Genomic DNA, 21,807 nt, shown 5'->3' with positions numbered 1-21,807 from the left:
GGCCGGTCAGGCGCGCGGCGCGCACCCGAGGACGTGCTCCTTGACCAGCACCGCGATCCGCGGGTCCTGCCGGAGGAACGCCTCGATGAGCGCCTCGTGCTCCTCGGCGTACGACTTCTGCACGGTGCCCAGCCAGCGGATCGACAGGGCCGTGAACACCTCGATGCCGAGCCCCTCCCAGGTGTGCAGCAGGACGGCGTTCCCCGCGGCCCGCACCATCTCCCGGTGGAAGGCCACCGTGTGCCGCACCTGTGCCTCACCGTCGGCCAGCCGGTCCGCCTCGTACAGCGCCGCCACGTGCGGGGCGAGCGCCGAGCAGTCCTGGCCGAGGGCCGGCGCCGCCAGCTCCGCTGCGATCTGCTCGAGCCCGGCCCGTACGGGGTAGCTCTCCTCCAGATCGGCCGCGGTGAGGTTGCGCACCCGGACGCCCTTGTTGGGCGCGGACTCGATCAGCCGGAGCGTCTCCAGCTCCCGCAGAGCCTCGCGCACGGGCGTCTGGCTGACCTCCAGCTCGGTGGCGATGCGGCGCTCCACGATGCGCTCGCCCGGCTTCCAGCGCCCGCTGACTATCCCTTCCACGATGTGCTCGCGGATCTGTTCGCGCAGCGAGTGGACGACGGGCGGGGTCATGAGGAGCTCCTTCGGGGACGTACCGGTGCTGCCTGCGCCGACCGGCGGCGGAGACGACCGGTGGTGTCTAGACAATACGGCGGCGCCCCCGTCCGGAAGTGTTCCGGACGGGGGCGCCGCTGGTGAGGCTGGTTACAGCTGTACGGCTCAGAGGCCGAGCTCGACCTCGAACTCGCCCGCCTCGAGGATCGCCTTGACCGTCGTCAGGTAACGGGCGGCGTCCGCGCCGTCCACCAGACGGTGGTCGTAGGAGAGCGAGAGGTAGGTCATGTCACGGACGCCGATGACGGTGCCCTCGGCGGTCTCGATGACCGCCGGACGCTTGACCGTGGCACCGATGCCCAGGATGGCCGCCTGGTTCGGCGGCACGATGACCGTGTCGAACAGCGCACCGCGCGAACCGGTGTTGCTGACCGTGAAGGTCGCACCCGACATGTCGTCCGGGGTCAGGCCGCCACCGCGGGCCTTGCCGGCCAGCTCGGCGGTCTTCTTCGCGATACCGGCGATGTTCAGGTCGCCCGCACCCTTGATGACCGGGGTCATCAGGCCCTTCTCGGCGTCCACGGCGATGCCGATGTTCTCCGAGTCGAAGTACGTGATGGTGCCCTCGTCCTCGTTGATCCGGGCGTTGACGACCGGGTGGGCCTTCAGCGCCTGGGCCGCCGCCTTCACGAAGAACGGCATCGGGGACAGCTTGACGCCCTCACGGGCGGCGAAGGACTCCTTCGCCTGGTTGCGCAGCTTCATCAGCTTGGTGATGTCGACCTCGAGGACCGAGGTCAGCTGGGCCTGCGAGTGCAGGGCCTTCATCATGTTGTCGCCGATGACCTTGCGCATGCGGGTCATCTTGACCGTCTGACCGCGCAGCGGGGACGCCTCGACCTTCGGCGCGGCCTTGGCCGGGGGAGCGGCGGCGGCCGGAGCCGGAGTGGCTGCGGCGGCCTTGGCGGCCTCCGCGGCGGCGACGACGTCCTGCTTGCGGATACGGCCACCGACGCCGGTGCCCTTGACCGCGCCCAGGTCGACGCCGTTCTCGGCGGCGAGCTTGCGGACCAGCGGCGTGACGTACGCGCCGTCGTCACCGGAAGGCGCCGACGGAGCGGCCGGTGCCGGAGCGGCTGCGGTGGGTGCCGGAGCGGCCGGAGCCGGTGCCTGTGCGGCCGGTGCCGGTGCCGGAGCCGGAGCGGCGGGCGCGGCCGGAGCCGGTGCCGCGGGGGCGGCCGGTGCCGGGGCCGGGGCGGCCGGGGCGGCGGGAGCCGGTGCCGGAGCAGCGGCGGGGGCCGGGGCGGCCTCGGCCGGAGCAGCGGCCGGTGCGGCGCCCGGAGCGCCGATGACGGCGAGCTTGGCGCCGACCTCGGCGGTCTCGTCCTCGGCGACGACGATCTCCAGCAGCACGCCGGAGACCGGGGCCGGGATCTCGGTGTCGACCTTGTCCGTGGAGACCTCGAGCAGGGGCTCGTCCTCCGTGACCTCCTCGCCGACCTCCTTCAGCCAGCGGGTGACGGTGCCCTCGGTGACGCTCTCGCCGAGCGCGGGGAGGGTGACGTCGGTGCCCGAGGCGCCACCGGCCGGAGCGGCGGGTGCCTCGGCGGCGGGAGCCTCGGCGGCGGGGGCCTCGGCGGCGGGGGCCGGAGCGGCCTCCTCGGCCGGAGCCGGTGCGGCCTCCGGCTCGGCGGCCGGAGCGGCCGCCTCGGCGGGCGCGCCCGAGCCGTCGTCGATGACGGCCAGCTCGGCGCCGACCTCGACGGTCTCGTCCTCGGCGACCTTGATGGACGCGAGCACGCCGGAGGCGGGCGCGGGGATCTCGGTGTCGACCTTGTCGGTCGAGACCTCGAGCAGCGGCTCGTCGGCCTCGACGTGCTCGCCCTCGGCCTTCAGCCAGCGGGTGACGGTGCCCTCGGTGACGCTCTCGCCGAGCGCCGGAAGGGTTACGGAAACCGACATGGTTTCAGTTGCTCCTTACGAAAGTGCGGAAGTGGTCGGTCGTCCCCGGGACTGGATCAGTCGTGGGAGTGGAGAGGCTTGCCGGCCAGGGCCAGGTGGGCCTCGCCCATCGCCTCGTTCTGGGTCGGGTGGGCGTGGATGAGCTGCGCGACCTCGGCCGGCAGCGCCTCCCAGTTGTAGATCAGCTGGGCTTCGCCGACCTGCTCGCCCATACGGTCACCGACCATGTGGACACCGACCACGGCACCGTCCTTGACCTGGACGAGCTTGATCTCGCCCGCGGTCTTCAGGATCTTGCTCTTGCCGTTGCCCGCGAGGTTGTACTTGAGGGCCACGACCTTGTCCGCGCCGTAGATCTCCTTGGCCTTGGCCTCGGTGATGCCCACGGAGGCGACCTCGGGGTGGCAGTACGTCACCTTCGGCACGCCGTCGTAGTCGACCGGCACGGTCTTGAGGCCGGCGAGCCGCTCCGCCACCAGGATGCCCTCGGCGAAGCCGACGTGCGCGAGCTGCAGGGTCGGGACCAGGTCACCGACGGCCGAGACCGTCGGGACGTTGGTCTGCATGTACTCGTCGACGAGGACGTAGCCGCGGTCCATCGCGACGCCGGCCTCCTCGTAGCCCAGACCCTGCGAGACCGGGCCGCGGCCGATCGCGACCAGCAGCACCTCCGCCTCGAAGGTCTTGCCGTCGGCGAGGGTCACCCGCACGCCGTCCTGCGTGTACTCGGCCTTGTCGAAGAAGGTGCCGAGGTTGAACTTGATGCCGCGCTTGCGGAACGCGCGCTCAAGAAGCTTCGAGCTGTTCTCGTCCTCGACCGGGACCAGGTGCTTCAGGCCCTCGACGATGGTGACGTCGGTGCCGAAGGACTTCCACGCCGAGGCGAACTCGACGCCGATGACGCCGCCGCCCAGGACGATCGCGGACGCCGGCACGCGGTCCAGCTTCAGCGCGTGGTCCGAGGAGATGATGCGGTTGCCGTCGATCTCCAGGCCCGGCAGCGACTTCGGCACGGAGCCGGTCGCCAGCAGCACGTGGCGGCCCTGGACGCGCTGGCCGTTCACGTCCACCGAGGTGGGCGACGAGAGACGGCCCTCACCCTCGATGTAGTGCACCTTGCGCGAGGCGATGAGACCCTGCAGACCCTTGTAGAGGCCCGAGATCACGTCGTCCTTGTACTTGTGGACGGCCGCCATGTCGATGCCCTCGAAGGTGGCCTTCACGCCGAACTGCTCGGCCTCACGGGCCTGGTCGGCGATCTCGCCGGCGTGCAGCAGCGCCTTCGTGGGGATGCAGCCGTTGTGCAGGCAGGTGCCGCCGACCTTGCCCTTCTCGATCAGTGCGACGTCCAGGCCCAGCTGAGCTCCGCGCAGGGCCGCGGCGTACCCGCCGCTACCACCGCCGAGGATCACTAGGTCGAAAACGGTGCTGGCGTCGTTCGCCACGTCACGTCCTCCATGCATGTGCGCCGTACGCCGGGCCCCGTCGCTGGGGTGTGACCGGCCGGTCGGCTGGTGTTCGGCCGCTTGCGTTATTCGGCCCTGTGGTGGGGGCCCTGTCCTGCCGAGAACCCATCTTCGCACTTGTTGAGGGCGGGCGGGACGCGGGCCCCTGCTCCGAGCCGGACCAGGTTCGGGTCCGGGCGGTTACCGATGCGTACAGATGTCCGGAAAAATGCCGGTCGGAGCCGTCCGGGGCAACACCGACGGCCCCGGGCGTATGCCCGGGGCCGTCCGCGCCGCGAGCGGACCTCGCGTGCGGGGTCCGCTCGCGGACGCCGGCTCCGGCACTCAGCCGAGGTCGCCCGCCGCGGTGCGCTCCGCCAGCCGCACCAGGGTGCGGACCGCGGATCCGGTGCCGCCCTTGGGGGTGTAGCCGTACGGGGCGCCCTCGTGGAAGGCCGGGCCCGCGATGTCCAGGTGCGCCCAGGCGATGCCCTCGCCCACGAACTCCTGCAGGAACAGCCCGGCCACCAGGCCGCCGCCCATCCGCTCGCCCATGTTGGCGATGTCGGCGGTCGGGGAGTCCATGCCCTTGCGCAGGTCGGCGGGGAGCGGCATCGGCCACGAGGCCTCGCCGACCTCCTCGGCGATCTCGTGGATCGACGTGCGGAAGGCGTCGTCGTTGGCCATCACACCGAAGGTGCGGTTGCCGAGGGCGAGGACCATGGCACCCGTGAGGGTCGCCACGTCGACGATCGCGTCCGGCTTCTCCTCGGAGGCGCGGGTCAGCGCGTCGGCGAGGACCAGGCGGCCCTCGGCGTCGGTGTTGAGGACCTCGACGGTCTTGCCGCTGTACATGCGCAGCACGTCACCGGGGCGGGTGGCGTTGCCGGACGGCATGTTCTCGGCGAGGGCCAGCCAGCCGGTCACGTTGACCTGGAGGCCGAGGCGGGAGGCGGAGACGACGGCGGCGAACACGGCGGCCGCGCCGCTCATGTCGCACTTCATCGTCTCGTTGTGCCCGGCCGGCTTGAGCGAGATGCCGCCCGAGTCGTAGGTGATGCCCTTGCCGACCAGGGCGAGCGTCTTCTCCGCCTTGGGGTGGGTGTACGAGAGCTTGACCAGACGGGGGCCGTGCGTGGAGCCCTGGCCGACGCCGAGCAGACCGCCGAAGCCGCCCTTGACGAGCGCCTTCTCGTCCAGGACCTGCACCTTGATGCCGTGCTCCTTGCCGGCGGCGGTGGCCACGGCGGCGAAGGACTCGGGGTACAGGTCGTTCGGCGGGGTGTTGATCAGGTCGCGGGCCCGGTTGATCTCCTCGGTGACCGCGACGGCACGCTCGGCGGCCGCCTTGAAGGCCTTGTCACGCGGCTTGGTGCCGAGCAGGGCGACCTCGCCGAGCGGGAGCTTCGCCGCGCTCGTGGAGCCCTTGGGGGCCAGCTTGTTCTCGCCGCCCTGGTAGGCGGTGAACGCGTACGCACCGAGCAGCGCGCCCTCCGCGACGGCCCCGGCGTCCTCGACGGACTCCGTCGGCAGCGCGAAGCCGGCCTTCTTCGACCCCTTCAGCGCACGCGCGGCGCTGCCCGCGGCCCGGCGCAGCACCTCGGCGTCGTACGCGTCGTCCTTCGCCGGGACCGGACCGAGGCCGACCGCGAGGACGACCGGGGCCTTGAGGCCGGACGGTGCGGGGAGCTTGGTCACCTCGCCCTCGGCGCCGGAGGCGCCCAGGGTCTCCAGGACGGTGGCGAGCTTTCCGTCGAACGCCTTGTCCACGGCCTCGGCGCCCGGCGCGACGACCAGGTTCCCCGCCTTGGACCCAGCGCCCTTGGCGACGCCGACGACGAGTGCGTCGGCGCGCAGCGTCGCCGCACCTGAGGTGCTGAGAGTGAGAGCAGTCACGGTGGTGAAATCTCGCTTCCGTTGAGTTGTGTTCCGGTCTGTGTGGGTCGAGGGGGTGGCCGACCGGGCCCGGCGCATCGTGGACCCGCCGCGATGTGCCGGGAATGAGCCTACGCGCGCCGATGCGTCCCGCTCACGGGGGCGGGGCCCGTCGGGCTCCTCAGCCCAGCGACAGCGCGAGCAGGGCCGCCGTCGCGGCCGTCTCCTCCAGGGCGCCGAACACATCGCCCGTCACCCCGCCGAAGCGCCGGACGCAGTGACGGAGCATCAGGTGCGCGCCCCCGAGGCCGGCGAGGACGGCGAGGGAGTGGTGCAGGGCCGCGCCGGGTCCGCCCACCAGCACACCGGCCGCCGCGCAGCCCGCGACCACCGCGCAGGCGGTGGCCGCCGCGCCCAGGGGCGGGACGGTGCCGGCCACCGCCGCGCCCAGGCCCTCGGGCCGGGCGGGCGGAACACCCCGGCGCGAGGCGAGGGTGAGGGCCAGCCGCGCCGTGACGGCGGCGACGACCGTGCCCAGCGCGCCCTCCGCCCAGCCCCGGCCGTACAGCTCGAAGAGCGCCGCCACCTGGGCCAGCAGCACGAACACCAGGGTGATCACGCCGAACGGGCCGATGTCCGACTGCTTCATGATCCGCAGCGCGTCCTCGGCGGGCCTGGCGCTGCCGAGCCCGTCGGCGGTGTCCGCGAGCCCGTCCAGGTGCAGCCCGCGGGTCAGTGCCGCGGGGAGCGCGGCGGAGGCGACCGCCGACAGCAGGGGGCCCGCCCCGGCCCACAGGAGGAGTACCCCCGGGACGGCCGCGAGCAGTCCCACGGCGAGGCCGGCGACCGGGGCGCACAGCATGCCGGCGCGGGCGGCACCGCGGTCCCAGCGGGAGACGCGTACGGGGAGCGCGGTCAGGGTGCCGAAGGCGAAGCGCACGCCGTGGCTGTTCAGGGAGGTCACCGCGCGCACGCTAGCCGGTGCGGCGCAGCGCCGGATTGGGCAGAGTGACCCATAAGCCGCATACGCGGTACCTCGGGTGGAGGTGGCATGGGTCACTGGTTCCAGCAGAACATCGTCGAGCCGGGCAAGCTGCCACTGCTGCTCGCGCTGAGCGCGTTCGTGCTGACCTTCGCCGTCACCCGGATGATCACCAGGATGATCAGGGCGGGAAAGGGACCGTTCGGCAACATCACGCCCGGCGGTGTCCACGTCCATCACGTCGTCCCCGGTGTCGTGCTGTCGGTGGTCGGCGGCTTCGGCGCGGTCGCGAGCGGTCAGCACGGCGTCGCGGCGGGGATCTTCGCGGTGGTCTTCGGAGTGGGGGCGGGCCTGGTCCTCGACGAGTTCGCGCTGATCCTCCACCTCGACGACGTGTACTGGACGGAGGAGGGCCGCCAGAGCGTGGAGGTCGTCGTGCTCACGGCCTCGCTCGTCCTGCTCGTGCTCGCCGGGTTCTCGCCGCTCGGTGTGGACGAGCTCAACGGCGAGCAGGAGCAGAACAGGCTGGGCGTCGTCCTGACCTACGTCGTCAACTTCGGCTTCGTGCTGATCGCCCTGTTCAAGGGCAAGGCCCGGATGGCGGTGATCGGCACCCTCATCCCGTTCATCGCGCTGATCGGAGCCCTGCGGCTGGCCCGGCCCGCCTCACCGTGGGCCAAGCGCTTCTACCGCCGGCGCCACCGCGCCCGGGCCCGGGCGGTGCTGAGGGCGTATCACCACGACGTGCGCTGGGCGGGGCCCCGGCGCCGCTTCCAGGACCTGATCGGCGGGGCCCCGGACAGGACCCCGCTGCCGCCCGGTCCCGGTACCCGCCCCTGAGGGCCCTGACCGGCCCTGAGCGTTCAGGCGGTCGTCCCCGCGGGGTCCCCGGCCTCCGACGGCTCGGCGTCCGGGGCCCCCGCGGAATCCTCCGGCTCCTCCGCCTCCTCGTCGGCGGGCTCCCCCACGCGCTCGGGCAGCTCCGCCGCCAGCGCCGCCGCGGCCTGGACGAGCGGCAGCGCCAGCAGGGCGCCGCTTCCCTCGCCCACCGTCACCCCGTGGTCCAGCAACGGGGTCAGCGCCATCCGGTCCAGCGCCTTCACCTGCGCCGGCTCACCGCTGAGCTGCCCCGCAAGCCACCAGTCCGGTGCCCGGAAGGCCGCCCGCTGGGCCACCAGCGCACAGGCGGCCGAGACCACCCCGTCCAGCACCACGGGCATCCGGCGCACCGCGCTCTGCAGCAGGAATCCGGTCATCGCCGCCAGGTCCGCGCCGCCGACCGCGGCCAGCAGCTCCAGCTGGTCGCCCAGGACCGGCCGGGCCCGCCGCAGCGCGTCCCGGATCGCCGCGCACTTGCGCATCCAGGCGAGATCGTCGATGCCGGTGCCGCCGCGCCCCGTCACCACCGAGGCGTCCGTGCCGCACAGGGCGGCGATCAGGGTCGCCGCCGCCGTCGTGCCGCCGACGCTCAGATCGCCCAGCACCACGAGGTCCGTGCCGGAGTCGGCCTCCTCGTCGGCGATGCGCATCCCGAGCCGTACGGCCTGCTCGGCCTCCTCGGCCGTCAGCGCGTCCTCGACGTCGATGCGGCCGCTGCCGCGCCGCACCCGGTGCCGTACGACCGTCTCGGGCAGCAGCTCGGGGTCGCAGTCCAGACCGGCGTCCACGATCCTCACGGGGACGGAGAAGCGGCGGGCCAGCACGGCGACGGGACTCGCCCCGTCCAGCACCGAGCGGACGAGCTCGTGCGCGGTGCCGGCGGCCCGGCCGGAGACCTCCAGCTCCGCCACCCCGTGGTCACCGGCGAACAGGACGACGCGCGGCTGCTCGACCGCCTTGACCGGGACCGACTGCTGGGCGGCCGACAGCCATTCACCCAGCTCGTCGAGCCGGCCGAGCGCGCCCGCGGGAACGGCGAGCCGCTCCCGGCGTTCCTCGGCATCGCGCCGCACGCCCCCGTCGGGGCGTTCGATCAGGTCGGAGAAGTCGTCCAGATTCACGGGGGTCTGCCTCGCGGGTCGGCGCTAGGTGGGCGGGAACCCGCCGGGGGGCTCCTCAGCGGAACAGTACTCGGCACTCCCTCCCGCATCCCCGGCCCCGCACACCCCCTGGCTCAGCCCCGCAGCACCAGGGCCTGGCCCGCCACCACCAGCAGCACCTGCTCGCACTCGGCGGCGAACGCCGCGTTGAGGCGGCCCAGTTCGTCCCGGAAGCGCCGCCCGGAGGCCGTCGCCGGGACCACGCCCGAGCCGGTCTCGTTGGTCACGGCGACGACCGTACGACGTGTCCCGCGCACCGCGCGGACCAGCTCGGAGACCCGTTCGCGCAGCTTCTCCTCCCCGCCGTCCCCCCACCGGCCGTCGTCCCAGGCGTCGACGCGGTCCATCGCGTCCGTCAGCCACAGCGACAGGCAGTCGATCAGCAGCGGCGGGCCGTCCTGCTCCAGGAGGCCCGCCAGCTCGCAGGTCTCCTCGGTGCGCCAGGCGGCCGGCCTGCGCTCCCGGTGCAGCCCGATCCGGGCGTCCCACTCCGCGTCCCCCTCGCGGCGGCCGCCCGTCGCCACGTACAGCACCTCGGGGAAGGTCTCCAGGCGCTGCTCGGCCTCCACCGACTTCCCGGACCTTGCCCCGCCCGTGACCAGCGTGCGCCGGGGCACGTCGGGCACGGGGTGGTAGGCGCCCACCGGCAGGGTCGTACCGTCCGGCACGGCCCGCGCCCCGCCGGCCGCGAGCCGGCGGTCCAGCTCGGCCCCGGCCGGCGCGTCGTGGTCCAGGTGGACGGCGATCACCTCGGTGACGGGCCCGACGGCCCCGACGGCCCGCAGCCTGGCCACGGCGTCCGGCCGCGCGATCACGTCGCACACGACCAGGTCGTAGGGCTCCGCCACGGGGTCGGCCAGACCGGCGGGGGCGGCCCCCGGCGGCAGGTAGAGCAGGCGCTCGCCCTCCGGCGAGGTCACCTCGTACCCGGTGCCCGGCGCGTCCATGGCCAGGGCCCGGATCCGGTGCCCGCTGATCAGCGTCAGCTCCTGGCCGTCCGGGACGCGCCCCGCGGGCGGGAGCGAGTCGGGCAGCTCCACGGCGGGTCCGTCGTGCGGATGGGTCAGCAGCACCTGCCGTACGGCGGCGAGCGAGCGGCCCGCCCGGGCGGCGGCGAACACGGCGCCGGGGGTGAGGTCCAGGAGCAGGGCGTCGTCGACCAGCAGCGCGGTCGCCGCGCGGGCCCCCGTACCGCGGGAGGACGCGCAGACGGCGCAGGGGCAGTCGGGCCGCGGCAGCCCGTCGGGGGCTCCGGTGCCGAGCAGTGTCAGTTCCACGTGCCGATCCTCCCGTGTCCGTGGACCACCTGCGCGCCCGGGACACCCACTAGTCTTCGGGGAGCAACGTGACCCAGGAGGCTGACATGGCGTGGACGTGGCGGTTCGAGAAGTCCGACGGTACGGAGACGGAGCCGGCGCTGCAGCCGGAGGAGTTCACGACCCAGGGCGACGCGGAGTCCTGGATCGGTGAGTTCTGGAAGGAGCTCCTCGAGGGCGGCGCGCACCAGGTGACGCTCTTCGAGGACACGACGAAGATCTACGGCCCGATGAGCCTCCAGGCCGACTGAGGCCCGCCGGCCCGCCCGTGCACCGGTGCACGGGCGGGCCGTGCGGCCGTCGCGCCCCCGGCCCGCGCTCAGATCTCGCCCAGGGTGACCTCGGCGGTCCTCGACGCGTCGCCCCGTGTGTACGTCACCTTGACCTTCTGGCCGGGATCGTCGCCCGCCAGGGCCTCCGAGAGCGAGGTGATCGTGGTGATCCGGGTGGAGCCGATCCGCGTGATGATGTCTCCGGAGCGAAGGCCCGCCTTCTCCGCGGCCCCGCCCTTCCGGGCAGTGACGATCGCGACCCCGGCCGGCCGGTAGTCGTCGTCGACGACCGTGCGGCCCGTGATGTCCAGCGCCGCCCGGCCCGAGTCGGTGACCTTGCCGGTCCTGATGATCTGGTCGGCGACCGTCCGCACCATCGAGACGGGGATCGCGAACCCGATCCCGGGTGCCGCGCTGTCACCCAGCTGGGGGTCCGTGGCCGCGAGGGTCGGGATGCCGATCACCTCGCTGTCGAGGTTCACCAGGGCGCCCCCGCTGTTGCCGGGGTTGATGGCCGCCGAGGTCTGCACCATGTCGGCGAGCGTCGCCCCGGTGCCGCCGCCCGAACTGCTCTCGCTGACGGTCCTGCCCACGGCCGAGACGATGCCCTGGGTGACGCTGCTGGACAGGCCGAGGGGCGAGCCCATCGCCAGGACGATCTGCCCCACCTCGACCTCGTCGGTGTCCCCGAACTCCGCGGCCCGCAGCCCGTCGGGGACGTCGTCGAGCTTGATGACGGCCAGGTCCTGCTCCGGGTAGGAGGAGACGAGGGAGGCCTTGAGCACCTTCTCGCCGGTGGCGGCACTGACGTCGAAGGTCTTCTCGTCGCCCACCACATGGGCGTTCGTCACGATGTGGCCCTTGCCGTCGTAGACGATGCCCGAGCCGAGGCCGTCCCCGGCGCCGACCTGCACGACCGAGGGCAGGACGTCCCTGATGACGGCGCGGTACCGGTCCTCCAGGTCACCCGCGGCCCGGGACACCACCGCCTGCTGGGCCGGGGCGGCGGCCGGGGCCGGGCCCGGACCGGTGCAGCCGCCTGCCAGCGCGATCGCGCAGGCACCGGCGGCCAGGGGCGTGAGGGAGCGGCGTACCCGGCTGCGGGAAGGGGTTGCGTCCATTCCCGGAGTATCGCCAGGGCCCGCCGCACCCGGCCTGTGGTGCTGGGCCGATCAGCCGTACGGCTCCGGCGGGGTCAGCCGCGCACCCCGCACAGGTGCAGCAGCGCGGCCACCCCGCGGTACGGATCGGTCCGCCCCGCCCTGTCCTCGGCGGCGAAGACCCGCTCCAGCTCCTCGGGGCCGGGCAGCTCCGCCTCGTTGCCCACGTTGTCGGTGAAGACCCGCACGCCGTACCAGGCGTGCAGCGGGGCGGCGATCCCGGCGAGGGTGGCCCGCAGCACCTCGAGCCGGTCGGCCCGGACGTCGAGGCCGAGCCTGTTGGTGTAGGTGTCCGTGTCGAACGCCGCGAGGGCGGCGGAGAAGTCGCCCGCCGTCCCCGGCCGCATGGCCAGGGCGCCGGCGTTGCGCACGAGCAGCGAGAGCAGCCCTCCGGGCGCCAGCATCCGGGCCAGACCGGCCAGCAGCGGATCCGGCTCGGGGACGTACATCAGGACGCCGTGGCAGAGCACCACGTCGAAGCTGCCGGGCAGGAAGTGCACCCCGGTGTCACGCCCGTCGCCCTCGATGAGCCGCACCCGCTCCCGGATGCCCTCGGGCTCGCCGGCCAGGGACTCCCGGGCGGTCCGCAGCATCTCGGCGTCGGACTCGAGGCCCGTCACGGAGTGCCCGGCCCGCGCCAGGCGCAGCGCCTGCGTGCCCTGGCCCATGCCGACGTCGAGCACCCGCAGCCGCTGCCCCACGGGGAAGCGCCCGGCTATCTGCTCGTCGAGCTGCCGGGCGACGAGCTCCTGACGGACCGTGTTGCGCAGTCCGCCGAGCCCGCCCAGCCACTGGGAGGAAACCCCCGTGAAGCCGGAGGTCTCCGTGCTCAGGGCCGCTCTCCCCGCTTGACCTGCGGCTTGGGAAGACGCAGACGGCGCATCTGGAGCGTACGCATCAGGCCGTAGGCCACCGCGCCGCGCTTCGGGGTGTCCGGGAAGCGCTGGGCCAGCTGCTTCTTGAGGCGGAACCCGAGGCCGACGGAGTCGACGACGATCAGCACGATCACGCCGAGCCAGAGCAGCAGCGAGATGTTCTGGATGTTCTGCACCTGGATCACACTGAGGATCAGGATGATCACCGCGAGCGGAAGGAAGTACTCCGCGATGCAGAAGCGCGAGTCCACGAAGTCACGGACGAAGCGCCGCACGGGGCCCTTGTCACGCGCCGGCAGATAACGCTCGTCACCCGACGCGAGAGCCTCCCGCTGCCGGGCCATGTCCGCCCGGCGGGCTTCGCGCTGGCGCTTCGCGGCCTCCTTGCGATCGGTCGGCGTGCCACTGGAGGCGCGCCGGCGCTGCGTCTGGGAGTCGCTGCGCTTAGGGGTGGGGCGACCTTTGGGAGCCTGAGGGTCGCGGGGCTGCTTGGAGAGGTCCGCCGTCACCTTGCCGGTGGGGGCCTTCTCTTCCTTGGAACGGCTACGGAACACAAAACCCAAGGGTACGGGGTCGCCGGGGACTCCCGGGGACCGGCCGGGAACGATCCGGCAACGGCCCGCGTCCTGAAAAGTGTCCCGACAGGGGCAGAACGGACGTTGCCGACGTGATCCCTGACGGCCCTCTACTCCCTGGGCGGGAGCGGTCACCGTCGGCAGTCGTCCTTGCGGAGGAGCACATCGGTGCTCGAACAGTGCGGTAATGGAGGCAGGGCCCGTACTGTGGGTTCTGTTGGAGTGCTGGAGCTCAGTCCGTCAGAAGGGGGCGCGCGAAGCCCATGAGCGGTGTCATGAAGCGTATGGGAATGATCTTCCGCGCGAAGGCAAACAAGGCCCTTGACCGGGCCGAGGATCCGCGCGAGACCCTCGATTACTCGTACCAGAAGCAGCTTGAGCTGCTCCAGAAGGTACGCCGCGGTGTCGCCGATGTGGCGACCTCGCGCAAGCGGCTGGAGCTGCAGCTGAACCAGCTGCAGGGGCAGTCGTCGAAGCTGGAGGACCAGGGCCGCAAGGCGCTCGCGCTCGGCCGCGAGGACCTGGCCCGCGAGGCGCTGTCGAGGCGCGCCGCCCTCCAGCAGCAGGTCACCGACCTGGAGACGCAGCACCGGACGCTGCAGGGCGAGGAGGAGAAGCTCACCCTCGCGGCCCAGCGCCTGCAGGCCAAGGTGGACGCCTTCCGCACGAAGAAGGAGACCATCAAGGCCACCTACACCGCGGCCCAGGCCCAGACCCGGATCGGTGAGGCCTTCTCCGGCATCTCCGAGGAGATGGGCGACGTCGGCCTGGCCATCCAGCGGGCCGAGGACAAGACCCAGCAGCTCCAGGCCCGTGCGGGAGCCATCGACGAGCTGCTGGCCTCCGGCGCTCTCGACGACCCGTCCGGCACGGCGAAGGACGACATCGCCGCCGAGCTGGACCGGATCTCCGGTGGTACGGATGTGGAGCTGGAGCTGCAGCGCATGAAGGCCGAGCTGGCCGGCGGCTCCGCAGGGCAGCAGCAGGCCATCGAGGGCGGCGCCGAGGACGCGGCACCGCAGTCGCAGCAGTCCCCGCACAAGTTCGACAAGCAGTGAGGGCGGCGTCATGATCGTACGGATCATGGGGGAGGGCCAGGTCAGCCTGGCCGACAGTCATGTCGCGGAGCTGAACGAGCTCGACGACATACTCCTCGCGGAGATGGAGAGCGGTGACGGACCCGGTTTCCGCACCACGCTCCACGCGCTTCTGGACAAGGTGCGCGAGCTCGGCTCGCCGCTCCCCGACGACGCCCTCGAGCCGTCCGAACTGATCCTGCCGTCACCCGACGCCACCCTCGAAGAGGTGCGCTCCATGCTCCGCGACGACGGGCTGATCCCCGGCTGACCCGGTCGGCCCGCTCCGCACTCCCCAAGGTGCCCCGCCCCGGTCATGCCGGCGCGGGGCACCGTGCTGTGAGGGGGACCGGACACCGTACGGGCCCGCCCGCCGACGGCACGCCGTACCGTGGTGCGACGTGACCATCCTCGGAACCGGGCAGGTGCGCGCCCGCCGCTGGCTGCGCGGCCACCCCCTCGCCTTCGACGCCGCCCTCGCCGTGGTCGTGCTCGCCTGCATGATCTGCGCGTCGTTCACCGAGCCGAACCCGGGCCACGGCCGCCCCGTCTTCGGCGCGCGGGTGCCCGAACCGTCGAGCGTGCTGCTGATGGTGCTCGGCGCCGGAGCGCTCGTCCTGCGGCGGCGCAGGCCGATGGCGGTGCTCGTGGTGACCGGGCTGCTGTCCGTCGTCGAGTTCCTCCTGATGGATCCGCCCGCCCCCGTCGTCATGAGCGCGGTCGTCGCGCTCTTCACCGTCGCGGCCAGGACCGACCGCCCCACCACCTGGCGGGTCGGCCTGCTCACCATGGGCGGGCTGGCCATGGCCGCGATGGTGGCCGGTCCGACGCCCTGGTACAGCCAGGAGAACCTGGGCGTCCTCGCCTGGACGGGCCTGGCCGGTGCCGCCGGCGACGCCGTCCGCAGCAGACGCGCGTTCATCGACGCGATCCGGGAGCGGGCCGAACGCGCGGAGCGCACCCGCGAGGAGGAGGCCCGCCGGCGGGTCGCCGAGGAGCGGCTGCGGATCGCCCGGGACCTGCACGACGTCGTCGCCCACCACATCGCCCTGGTCAACGTCCAGGCCGGCGTCGCGGCGCACGTCATGGACAAGCGCCCGGACCAGGCCAAGGAGGCGCTCGCCCACGTACGGGAGGCCAGCCGCTCCGCCCTCAACGAACTGCGGACCACGGTCGGGCTGCTGCGCCAGACCGGTGACCCGGAGGCGCCCACGGAACCCGCCCCCGGGCTCGCCGTCCTCGAGACCCTGGTCGGCACCTTCCGCAACGCCGGGCTCCCCGTGGAGGTGGCCTGCACCGATCCGGACAGCCCGCTGCCCGCGGCGGTGGACCTCGCGGCCTACCGGATCATCCAGGAGGCCCTGACCAATGTGCGCAAGCACGCCGGCGCCGGGGCGAAGGCCGAGGTCAGCGTCGTACGGGTCGGGGAGACCGCGGAGGTCACCGTGCTCGACGACGGCACGGGGGCGGGTCCCCTCCCCGCCCAGGCCGACAGCGGCAGGCACGGCCTGATCGGCATGCGCGAGCGGGTCACCGCGCTCGGCGGCACCCTCACGGCCGGACCGCGCTACGGGGGCGGATTCAGGGTCCATGCGATCCTTCCGGTCACATCCCGCACACGCGCGCCGGGGCGGCCGGGCGCGGTGGGGACGACGGGGGGATGCGTATGACGCCCATCAAGGTGCTGCTCGCCGACGACCAGGCCCTGCTGCGCAGCGCGTTCCGGGTGCTGGTCGACTCCGAGCCCGACATGCAGGTCGTCGGTGAGGCCGCCGACGGGGCGGAGGCGGTGGAACTGGCCCGCTCGACCCGCGCCGACGTCGTGCTGATGGACATCCGGATGCCGGGCACCGACGGGCTCACCGCGACCCGGATGATCAGCGCGGACCCGGACCTCGCGGGGGTCCGGATCGTCATGCTCACCACCTTCGAGGTGGACGAGTACGTCGTGCAGTCCCTGCGGGCGGGTGCCTCCGGCTTCCTGGGCAAGGGCGCGGAACCCGACGAACTGCTCAACGCCATCAGGGTCGCCGCGGCGGGCGAGGCCCTGCTCTCCCCGGTCGCGACCAAGGGCCTCATCGCCAGCTTCCTCGCCCAGGCGGGCACCGACCCCGACGGGCCCGACGGCGCGGAGTACTCCGAGCGCCTCGCCGCGCTCACCGGGCGCGAGCGCGAGGTGCTCGTCCAGGTCGCGGGCGGGCACTCCAACGACCAGATCGCCGACCGGCTGGTCGTCAGCCCCCTCACGGTGAAGACCCATGTGAACCGGGCCATGGCGAAGCTGGGCGCGCGGGACCGCGCCCAATTGGTGGTCATCGCGTACGAATCGGGCCTGGTCCGTCCCCGGGTGGAGTGACGGGTGGAGACCCGGCTACTCCAGCTGCGGTATGCGCGGGATAAAAAGGCAACCCGGGGGCCGACGATTTCGCGCACGGAACCGGAGATCGTATAGGTGGGCGGGCTGTGTCCCCTGTGATCGCCGGACCGGCGGTCGCCGAACAGCCGCCCCTCTGCCGCGTACGCCACAGAAGAGAGACCCACCCATGTCCTGGCTGTCCAGATTCAGCCTCGCGCAAAGGGCGCTGATCGGGCTGATCTCGATCGTCGCGCTCGTTTTCGGAGCGATCGCGATCCCGCAGCTCAAGCAGCAGCTGCTCCCCACCATCGAACTCCCGATGGTGTCGGTGCTGGCGCCCTATCAGGGTGCGTCCCCCGATGTGGTCGAGAAGCAGGTAGTCGAGCCCCTCGAGAACGCCATCAAGGCCGTCGACGGCGTCGAGGGCGTCACCTCGACCGCCAGCGAGGGCAACGCCGTCGTCATGGCGACCTTCGACTTCGGTGACGAGGGCACGAAGCAGCTCGTCGCCGACATCCAGCAGGCCGTGAACCGCGCCCGCGTCCAGCTGCCCGACGACGTCGACCCGCAGGTCATCGCCGGCTCGACGGACGACATCCCGACCGTCGTCCTCGCCGTCACCTCCGACAAGGACCAGCAGGCGCTCGCCGACCAGCTGGACCGCACGGTCGTCCCGGCGCTCGAGGACATCGAGGGCGTCGGCCAGGTCGCGGTCGACGGAGTCCAGGACCTCCAGGTCTCCGTCGTCCCCGACGACAGGAAGCTCGCCGCGGCCGGCTTGAACGCCGGGTCGCTGGCCCAGGCACTCCAGGCCGGGGGAGCGACGGTCCCGGCCGGCTCCTTCTCCGAGTCGGGCAAGAGCCGCACCATCCAGGTGGGCGGTTCCTTCACCTCGCTCCAGCAGATCGAGGACCTGAAGGTCTCCGCCGCGAACCCGGCCACGGGGAAGTCCGGGAAGCCGGTCCGTGTCGGTGACATCGCCACGGTGAAGCAGGAGCCCGCCACCGCGGTCTCCCTCACCCGCACGAACGGCAAGCCGAGCCTCGCGGTGATGGCGACGATGGACAAGGACGGCAGCGCCGTCGCCATCTCGGACGCCGTCCAGGACAAGCTCCCGGGCCTGCGTAAGGACCTCGGCGCCGGCGCCGAGCTGACCGTGGTCTCCGACCAGGGGCCCGCCGTCTCCAAGGCGATCTCCGGCCTGACCACGGAAGGCGCGCTCGGGCTGCTCTTCGCGGTCGTCGTGATCCTGGTGTTCCTCGCGTCTATCCGCTCGACGCTGGTCACCGCAGTCTCCATCCCGCTCTCCGTGGTCCTCGCGCTGATCGTGCTCTGGACCCGCGACCTGTCGCTGAACATGCTGACCCTCGGCGCGCTGACCATCGCGATCGGCCGCGTCGTCGACGACTCCATCGTCGTCCTGGAGAACATCAAGCGGCACCTCGGCTACGGCGAGGAGCGCCGGTCGGCGATCATCACCGCGGTCAGGGAAGTGGCCGGCGCGGTCACCTCGTCCACGCTCACCACCGTCGCGGTCTTCCTGCCCATCGGGCTGGTCGGCGGCATGGTCGGCCAGCTCTTCGGCTCCTTCTCCCTCACGGTCACGGCGGCCCTGCTGGCCTCCCTGCTGGTCTCGCTGACCGTGGTCCCGGTCCTCTCGTTCTGGTTCCTCCGGGCCCCCAAGGGCACCGCCGCCGACCCGGACGAGGCGCGCCGCAAGGCCGAGGAGAAGGAAGCCGCCAGTCGGCTCCAGCGGATCTACGTCCCGGTGCTCCGCTTCGCGACCCGGCGCCGTGTCACCAGCATCGTGCTCGCGTTCGTGGTTCTGTTCGGCACGTTCGGCATGGCACCCCTGCTCAAGACGAACTTCTTCGACCAGGGCGAGCAGGAGGTCCTCTCCGTCAAGCAGGAGCTGACTCCCGGTACGAGCCTGGCCGCCGCCGACGAGGCCGCGCAGAAGGTCGAGAAGGTCCTCGCCGCCGACAAGGGCGTGGAGGACTACCAGGTCACCGTCGGATCCTCCGGCTTCATGGCCGCCTTCGGCGGCGGTACGGGCGCCAACCAGGCCTCCTACCAGATCACCCTCAAGGACTCGGCGGACTTCGACGCCACCCAGGACCGGATCGACGAGGCCCTCGGCAAGCTCGACGGCATCGGCGACACCACGATCGCCGCGGGCGACGGCTTCGGCAGCCAGGACCTCAGCGTCGTGGTCAAGGCCGCCGACGCGGACGTCCTGAAGAAGGCGTCGGAAGCGGTGCGCGGCGAGGTCGCGAAGCTCGAGGACGTCACCGACGTCCAGAGCGACCTGGCGCAGAGCGTCCCGCGCATCTCGGTCAAGGCCAACGACAAGGCGGCCGACGCCGGGTTCAACGAGACCACGCTCGGCGCGGCGGTCGCCGGTGCGGTGCGCGGCACCCCGTCCGGCACGGCGATCATGGACGACACCGAGCGTGACGTCCTGGTGAAGTCGGCCTCGCCGGCCACCACCCTGGCCGAACTGAAGGCGCTTCCGCTGGGCCCGGTGAAGCTGGGCCAGATCGCCGACGTGAAGCTGGTCCCCGGTCCGGTCTCGATGACCCGGATCGACGGACAGCGGGCGGCGACGATCACCGCCAAGCCGACCGGCGACAACACCGGCGCGGTCACCGCCTCGCTCCAGACGAAGATCGACGCCCTGGACCTCCCGGAGGGTGCCACCGCGACCATCGGTGGTGTCTCCCAGGACCAGAACGACGCCTTCATGAAGCTGGGCCTGGCCATGCTGGCGGCGATCGCGATCGTCTTCATGCTGCTGGTGGCCACCTTCAGGTCGCTCGTCCAGCCGCTGATCCTGCTGGTCTCCATCCCCTTCGCGGCGACCGGCGCCATCGGCCTCCTGGTCGTCACCGGCACCCCCATGGGCGTCCCGGCGATGATCGGCATGCTGATGCTGATCGGCATCGTGGTGACCAACGCGATCGTGCTGATCGACCTGATCAACCAGTACAGGTCGCAGGGCATGGGCGTCGTCGAAGCCGTGATCGAGGGCGGGCGCCACCGCCTCCGCCCGATCCTGATGACGGCACTGGCGACGATCTTCGCCCTCCTGCCGATGGCACTCGGCGTCACCGGTGAGGGCGGGTTCATCTCCCAGCCGCTGGCGGTCGTGGTGATCGGCGGTCTGATCACCTCCACACTGCTGACCCTGCTCCTGGTGCCGACGCTCTACGCGATGGTCGAGCTCCGCAAGGAACGCCGCGCGAAGAAGAAGGCGGCCAAGCGGGGCGCGACGTCCGGCGACGCCGCCCCGGAGGCGGCCGAGGAAGCCGTCTCCGAGGAGCCGGAGCCCGCGAAGGCCTGACCGGCCCCCGCAGCACCACGGGGAAGGCCCCCGACGCCGTGCACACGGCGTCGGGGGCCTTCCCCGTGCGGGAGGGACCGCTGCCCTACGGGAGCGCCAGCATCCGCTCCAGCGCCAGCTTCGCGAACTTCTCCGTCTCCGGGTCGACCTGGATGCGGTTGACGAGGTTCCCCTCGGCCAGCGACTCCAGCGTCCAGACCAGGTGCGGCAGGTCGATCCGGTTCATCGTCGAGCAGAAGCACACCGTCTTGTCGAGGAAGACGATCTCCTTGTCCTCCGCGGCGAAACGGTTCGCCAGCCGACGCACCAGGTTCAGCTCCGTGCCGATCGCCCACTTCGAGCCGGCCGGGGCCGCCTCCAGGGCCTTGATGATGTACTCCGTCGAACCCACCTGGTCCGCGGCGGCCACGACCTCGTGCTTGCACTCCGGGTGCACCAGCACGTTGACGCCCGGGATCCGCTCCCGCACGTCGTTGACGGACTCCACCGAGAAGCGCCCGTGCACCGAGCAGTGCCCGCGCCACAGAATCATCTTCGCGTCGCGCAGCTGCTCGGCGGTGAGGCCGCCGTTCGGCTTGTGGGGGTTGTAGAGGACGCAGTCCTCCAGGCTCATGCCCATGTCCCGCACGGCCGTGTTCCGGCCCAGGTGCTGGTCCGGGAGGAAGAGCACCTTCTCGCCCTGCTCGAAGGCCCACTCCAGGGCCCTCTTCGCGTTGGACGAGGTGCAGATCGTGCCGCCGTGCCTGCCGGTGAAGGCCTTGATGTCGGCGGAGGAGTTCATGTACGAGACCGGCACGACCTGGTCGGCGACCCCGGCCTCCGTCAGGACGTCCCAGCACTCGGCGACCTGCTCCGCGGTGGCCATGTCGGCCATCGAGCAGCCGGCGGCCAGGTCCGGCAGGACGACCTTCTGCTCGTCACCGGTCAGGATGTCCGCGGACTCCGCCATGAAGTGCACACCGCAGAAGACGATGTACTCCGCCTCCGGCCGTGCCGCCGCGTCCCGGGCGAGCTTGAACGAGTCGCCGGTGACGTCCGCGAACTGGATGACCTCGTCGCGCTGGTAGTGGTGGCCGAGCACGAAGACCTTGTCCCCGAGCTTCTCCTTGGCGGCGCGGGCCCTCTCCACCAGGTCCGGGTCGGACGGGGAGGGCAGGTCACCGGGGCATTCGACCCCGCGCTCGCTCCGGGGGTCGGCCTCGCGGCCGAGCAGCAGAAGGGCGAGGGGTGTCGGCTGGACATCCAGGGGCTGGGCGGTGGTCACGACACGCACCCTTTCTTTTCCGCGAAAAGCCTTTTCGTCGAATTGACGCTATCTATCATAACCGCTTCACGTCAGCTTGACGATGCCGATAGCGTCGATGTGACGCATCCCCTCGTGCGGGGGGTGTGCGAGCATGAAGGGAACAGACACGCGCCTGGCCCGGAATGAATCCGCGGCCCCGATGGTTGGACCCGTCGGCAAGCAGTCCGTACAACCCGGGAGAGAAGCAGATGTCCGTATCGGACGAGACCACCACCGTGAGCGACGGCATCCTCCTGTCCGACGCCGCCGCAGAGAAGGTCAGGACCCTCCTCGAGCAGGAGGGCCGCGATGACCTCGCGCTGCGCGTCGCCGTGCAGCCCGGAGGCTGCTCGGGCCTGCGGTACCAGCTCTTCTTCGACGAGCGCTCGCTCGACGGCGACGTCGTGAAGGACTTCGGCGGCGTCAAGGTCGTCACCGACCGGATGAGCGCCCCGTACCTGGGCGGCGCCTCCGTGGACTTCGTGGACACCATCGAGAAGCAGGGCTTCACGATCGACAACCCGAACGCCACGGGCTCCTGCGCCTGCGGTGACTCCTTCAACTGAACCCTGAGTCGTACGACAGCGGCGGCGGCCCCGGAGGACGGGACCGCCGCCGCTGCCGTGTGCGCGGA

The 21,807-nt window shown here is 72.1% G+C and carries 19 protein-coding genes; 8 read left to right on the top strand and 11 right to left on the bottom strand.

Annotated elements, in window-relative coordinates:
* Positions 1-6: 6 nt before the first annotated feature.
* The 5 genes from OG488_RS10140 to OG488_RS10120 all read right to left on the bottom strand — a co-directional run bounded on the left by OG488_RS10140 (position 7) and on the right by OG488_RS10120 (position 6,858).
* Positions 7-630, bottom strand: coding sequence for a GntR family transcriptional regulator (locus OG488_RS10140; RefSeq protein WP_329227956.1), 624 nt, complete (start codon positions 628-630; stop codon positions 7-9).
* A 147-nt stretch (positions 631-777) separates the two neighbouring features.
* Entirely contained in the window at positions 778-2,574 is a 1,797-nt protein-coding gene (gene sucB, locus OG488_RS10135; protein WP_329227954.1) for a 2-oxoglutarate dehydrogenase, E2 component, dihydrolipoamide succinyltransferase, read from the bottom strand.
* A 56-nt stretch (positions 2,575-2,630) separates the two neighbouring features.
* Positions 2,631-4,019 (bottom strand): dihydrolipoyl dehydrogenase, encoded by a 1,389-nt coding sequence (lpdA, locus tag OG488_RS10130; RefSeq protein ID WP_329227952.1) that lies wholly within the window; start codon positions 4,017-4,019, stop codon positions 2,631-2,633.
* Between the two features lie 345 nt (positions 4,020-4,364).
* Positions 4,365-5,915 (bottom strand): leucyl aminopeptidase, encoded by a 1,551-nt coding sequence (locus OG488_RS10125; RefSeq protein WP_329227950.1) that lies wholly within the window; start codon positions 5,913-5,915, stop codon positions 4,365-4,367.
* A gap of 160 nt (positions 5,916-6,075) precedes the next feature.
* On the bottom strand, positions 6,076-6,858 hold the full coding sequence (locus OG488_RS10120; protein WP_329227948.1) for an adenosylcobinamide-GDP ribazoletransferase: 783 nt from the start codon (positions 6,856-6,858) through the stop codon (positions 6,076-6,078).
* An 87-nt stretch (positions 6,859-6,945) separates the two neighbouring features.
* Here OG488_RS10120 and OG488_RS10115 point away from each other — a divergent pair, with 87 nt between their 5' ends.
* Positions 6,946-7,716, top strand: a complete 771-nt coding sequence (locus OG488_RS10115) for a hypothetical protein (RefSeq protein ID WP_329227945.1) — start codon at positions 6,946-6,948, stop codon at positions 7,714-7,716.
* A 23-nt stretch (positions 7,717-7,739) separates the two neighbouring features.
* Here OG488_RS10115 and cobT read toward each other — a convergent pair whose 3' ends face one another.
* On the bottom strand, positions 7,740-8,876 hold the full coding sequence (cobT, locus tag OG488_RS10110; RefSeq protein WP_329227943.1) for a nicotinate-nucleotide--dimethylbenzimidazole phosphoribosyltransferase: 1,137 nt from the start codon (positions 8,874-8,876) through the stop codon (positions 7,740-7,742).
* Between the two features lie 113 nt (positions 8,877-8,989).
* Positions 8,990-10,192: a bifunctional adenosylcobinamide kinase/adenosylcobinamide-phosphate guanylyltransferase gene (locus OG488_RS10105; RefSeq protein WP_329227941.1), complete on the bottom strand. Its 1,203-nt coding sequence runs from the start codon at positions 10,190-10,192 to the stop codon at positions 8,990-8,992.
* An 86-nt stretch (positions 10,193-10,278) separates the two neighbouring features.
* Between OG488_RS10105 and OG488_RS10100 the strand changes: the two genes are divergently transcribed.
* A complete protein-coding gene (locus OG488_RS10100; protein ID WP_329227939.1) occupies positions 10,279-10,482 on the top strand; it encodes a hypothetical protein in 204 nt (67 codons plus the stop codon).
* 68 nt (positions 10,483-10,550) lie between these two features.
* Here the strand turns inward: OG488_RS10100 and OG488_RS10095 are convergent, their stop codons facing one another.
* From OG488_RS10095 to OG488_RS10085, 3 genes are all read right to left on the bottom strand, one after another.
* Complete coding sequence (locus tag OG488_RS10095) at positions 10,551-11,624, bottom strand: S1C family serine protease (RefSeq protein ID WP_329227937.1); 1,074 nt, start codon at positions 11,622-11,624, stop codon at positions 10,551-10,553.
* Positions 11,625-11,698: 74 nt separating this feature from the next.
* Positions 11,699-12,433 (bottom strand): class I SAM-dependent methyltransferase, encoded by a 735-nt coding sequence (locus tag OG488_RS10090; RefSeq protein ID WP_329238558.1) that lies wholly within the window; start codon positions 12,431-12,433, stop codon positions 11,699-11,701.
* A gap of 59 nt (positions 12,434-12,492) precedes the next feature.
* A complete protein-coding gene (locus OG488_RS10085; RefSeq protein WP_329227935.1) occupies positions 12,493-13,092 on the bottom strand; it encodes a DUF3043 domain-containing protein in 600 nt (199 codons plus the stop codon).
* 296 nt (positions 13,093-13,388) lie between these two features.
* Between OG488_RS10085 and OG488_RS10080 the strand changes: the two genes are divergently transcribed.
* The 5 genes from OG488_RS10080 (at position 13,389) to OG488_RS10060 (ending at position 19,888) form a co-directional block, all read left to right on the top strand.
* Positions 13,389-14,171 (top strand): PspA/IM30 family protein, encoded by a 783-nt coding sequence (locus OG488_RS10080; protein ID WP_147963071.1) that lies wholly within the window; start codon positions 13,389-13,391, stop codon positions 14,169-14,171.
* Between the two features lie 10 nt (positions 14,172-14,181).
* The gene (gene pspAA, locus OG488_RS10075) at positions 14,182-14,460 is read left to right on the top strand and encodes a PspA-associated protein PspAA (RefSeq protein WP_329227933.1); all 279 of its coding nucleotides are present in this window, start codon (positions 14,182-14,184) and stop codon (positions 14,458-14,460) included.
* A 130-nt stretch (positions 14,461-14,590) separates the two neighbouring features.
* Positions 14,591-15,859 (top strand): histidine kinase, encoded by a 1,269-nt coding sequence (locus OG488_RS10070; RefSeq protein WP_329227931.1) that lies wholly within the window; start codon positions 14,591-14,593, stop codon positions 15,857-15,859.
* Complete coding sequence (locus tag OG488_RS10065) at positions 15,856-16,545, top strand: response regulator transcription factor (protein ID WP_329227930.1); 690 nt, start codon at positions 15,856-15,858, stop codon at positions 16,543-16,545. Before OG488_RS10070 ends, OG488_RS10065 begins: the two co-directional genes overlap by 4 nt.
* Positions 16,546-16,732: 187 nt before the next feature.
* Complete coding sequence (locus OG488_RS10060; protein ID WP_329227927.1) at positions 16,733-19,888, top strand: efflux RND transporter permease subunit; 3,156 nt, start codon at positions 16,733-16,735, stop codon at positions 19,886-19,888.
* 85 nt (positions 19,889-19,973) lie between these two features.
* Here OG488_RS10060 and nadA read toward each other — a convergent pair whose 3' ends face one another.
* The gene (gene nadA, locus OG488_RS10055) at positions 19,974-21,161 is read right to left on the bottom strand and encodes a quinolinate synthase NadA (protein WP_329227925.1); all 1,188 of its coding nucleotides are present in this window, start codon (positions 21,159-21,161) and stop codon (positions 19,974-19,976) included.
* Between the two features lie 221 nt (positions 21,162-21,382).
* Between nadA and OG488_RS10050 the strand changes: the two genes are divergently transcribed.
* Positions 21,383-21,739, top strand: a complete 357-nt coding sequence (locus tag OG488_RS10050; protein ID WP_329227923.1) for a HesB/IscA family protein — start codon at positions 21,383-21,385, stop codon at positions 21,737-21,739.
* Positions 21,740-21,807 lie beyond the last annotated feature (68 nt).

The sequence above is a fragment of the Streptomyces sp. NBC_01460 genome (genome assembly GCF_036227405.1).
In the GTDB taxonomy this organism is placed as follows: domain Bacteria; phylum Actinomycetota; class Actinomycetes; order Streptomycetales; family Streptomycetaceae; genus Streptomyces.
The sequence above is the reverse complement of the archived record's forward strand: the minus strand, read 5'-3'. Positions and strand labels throughout refer to the sequence as shown.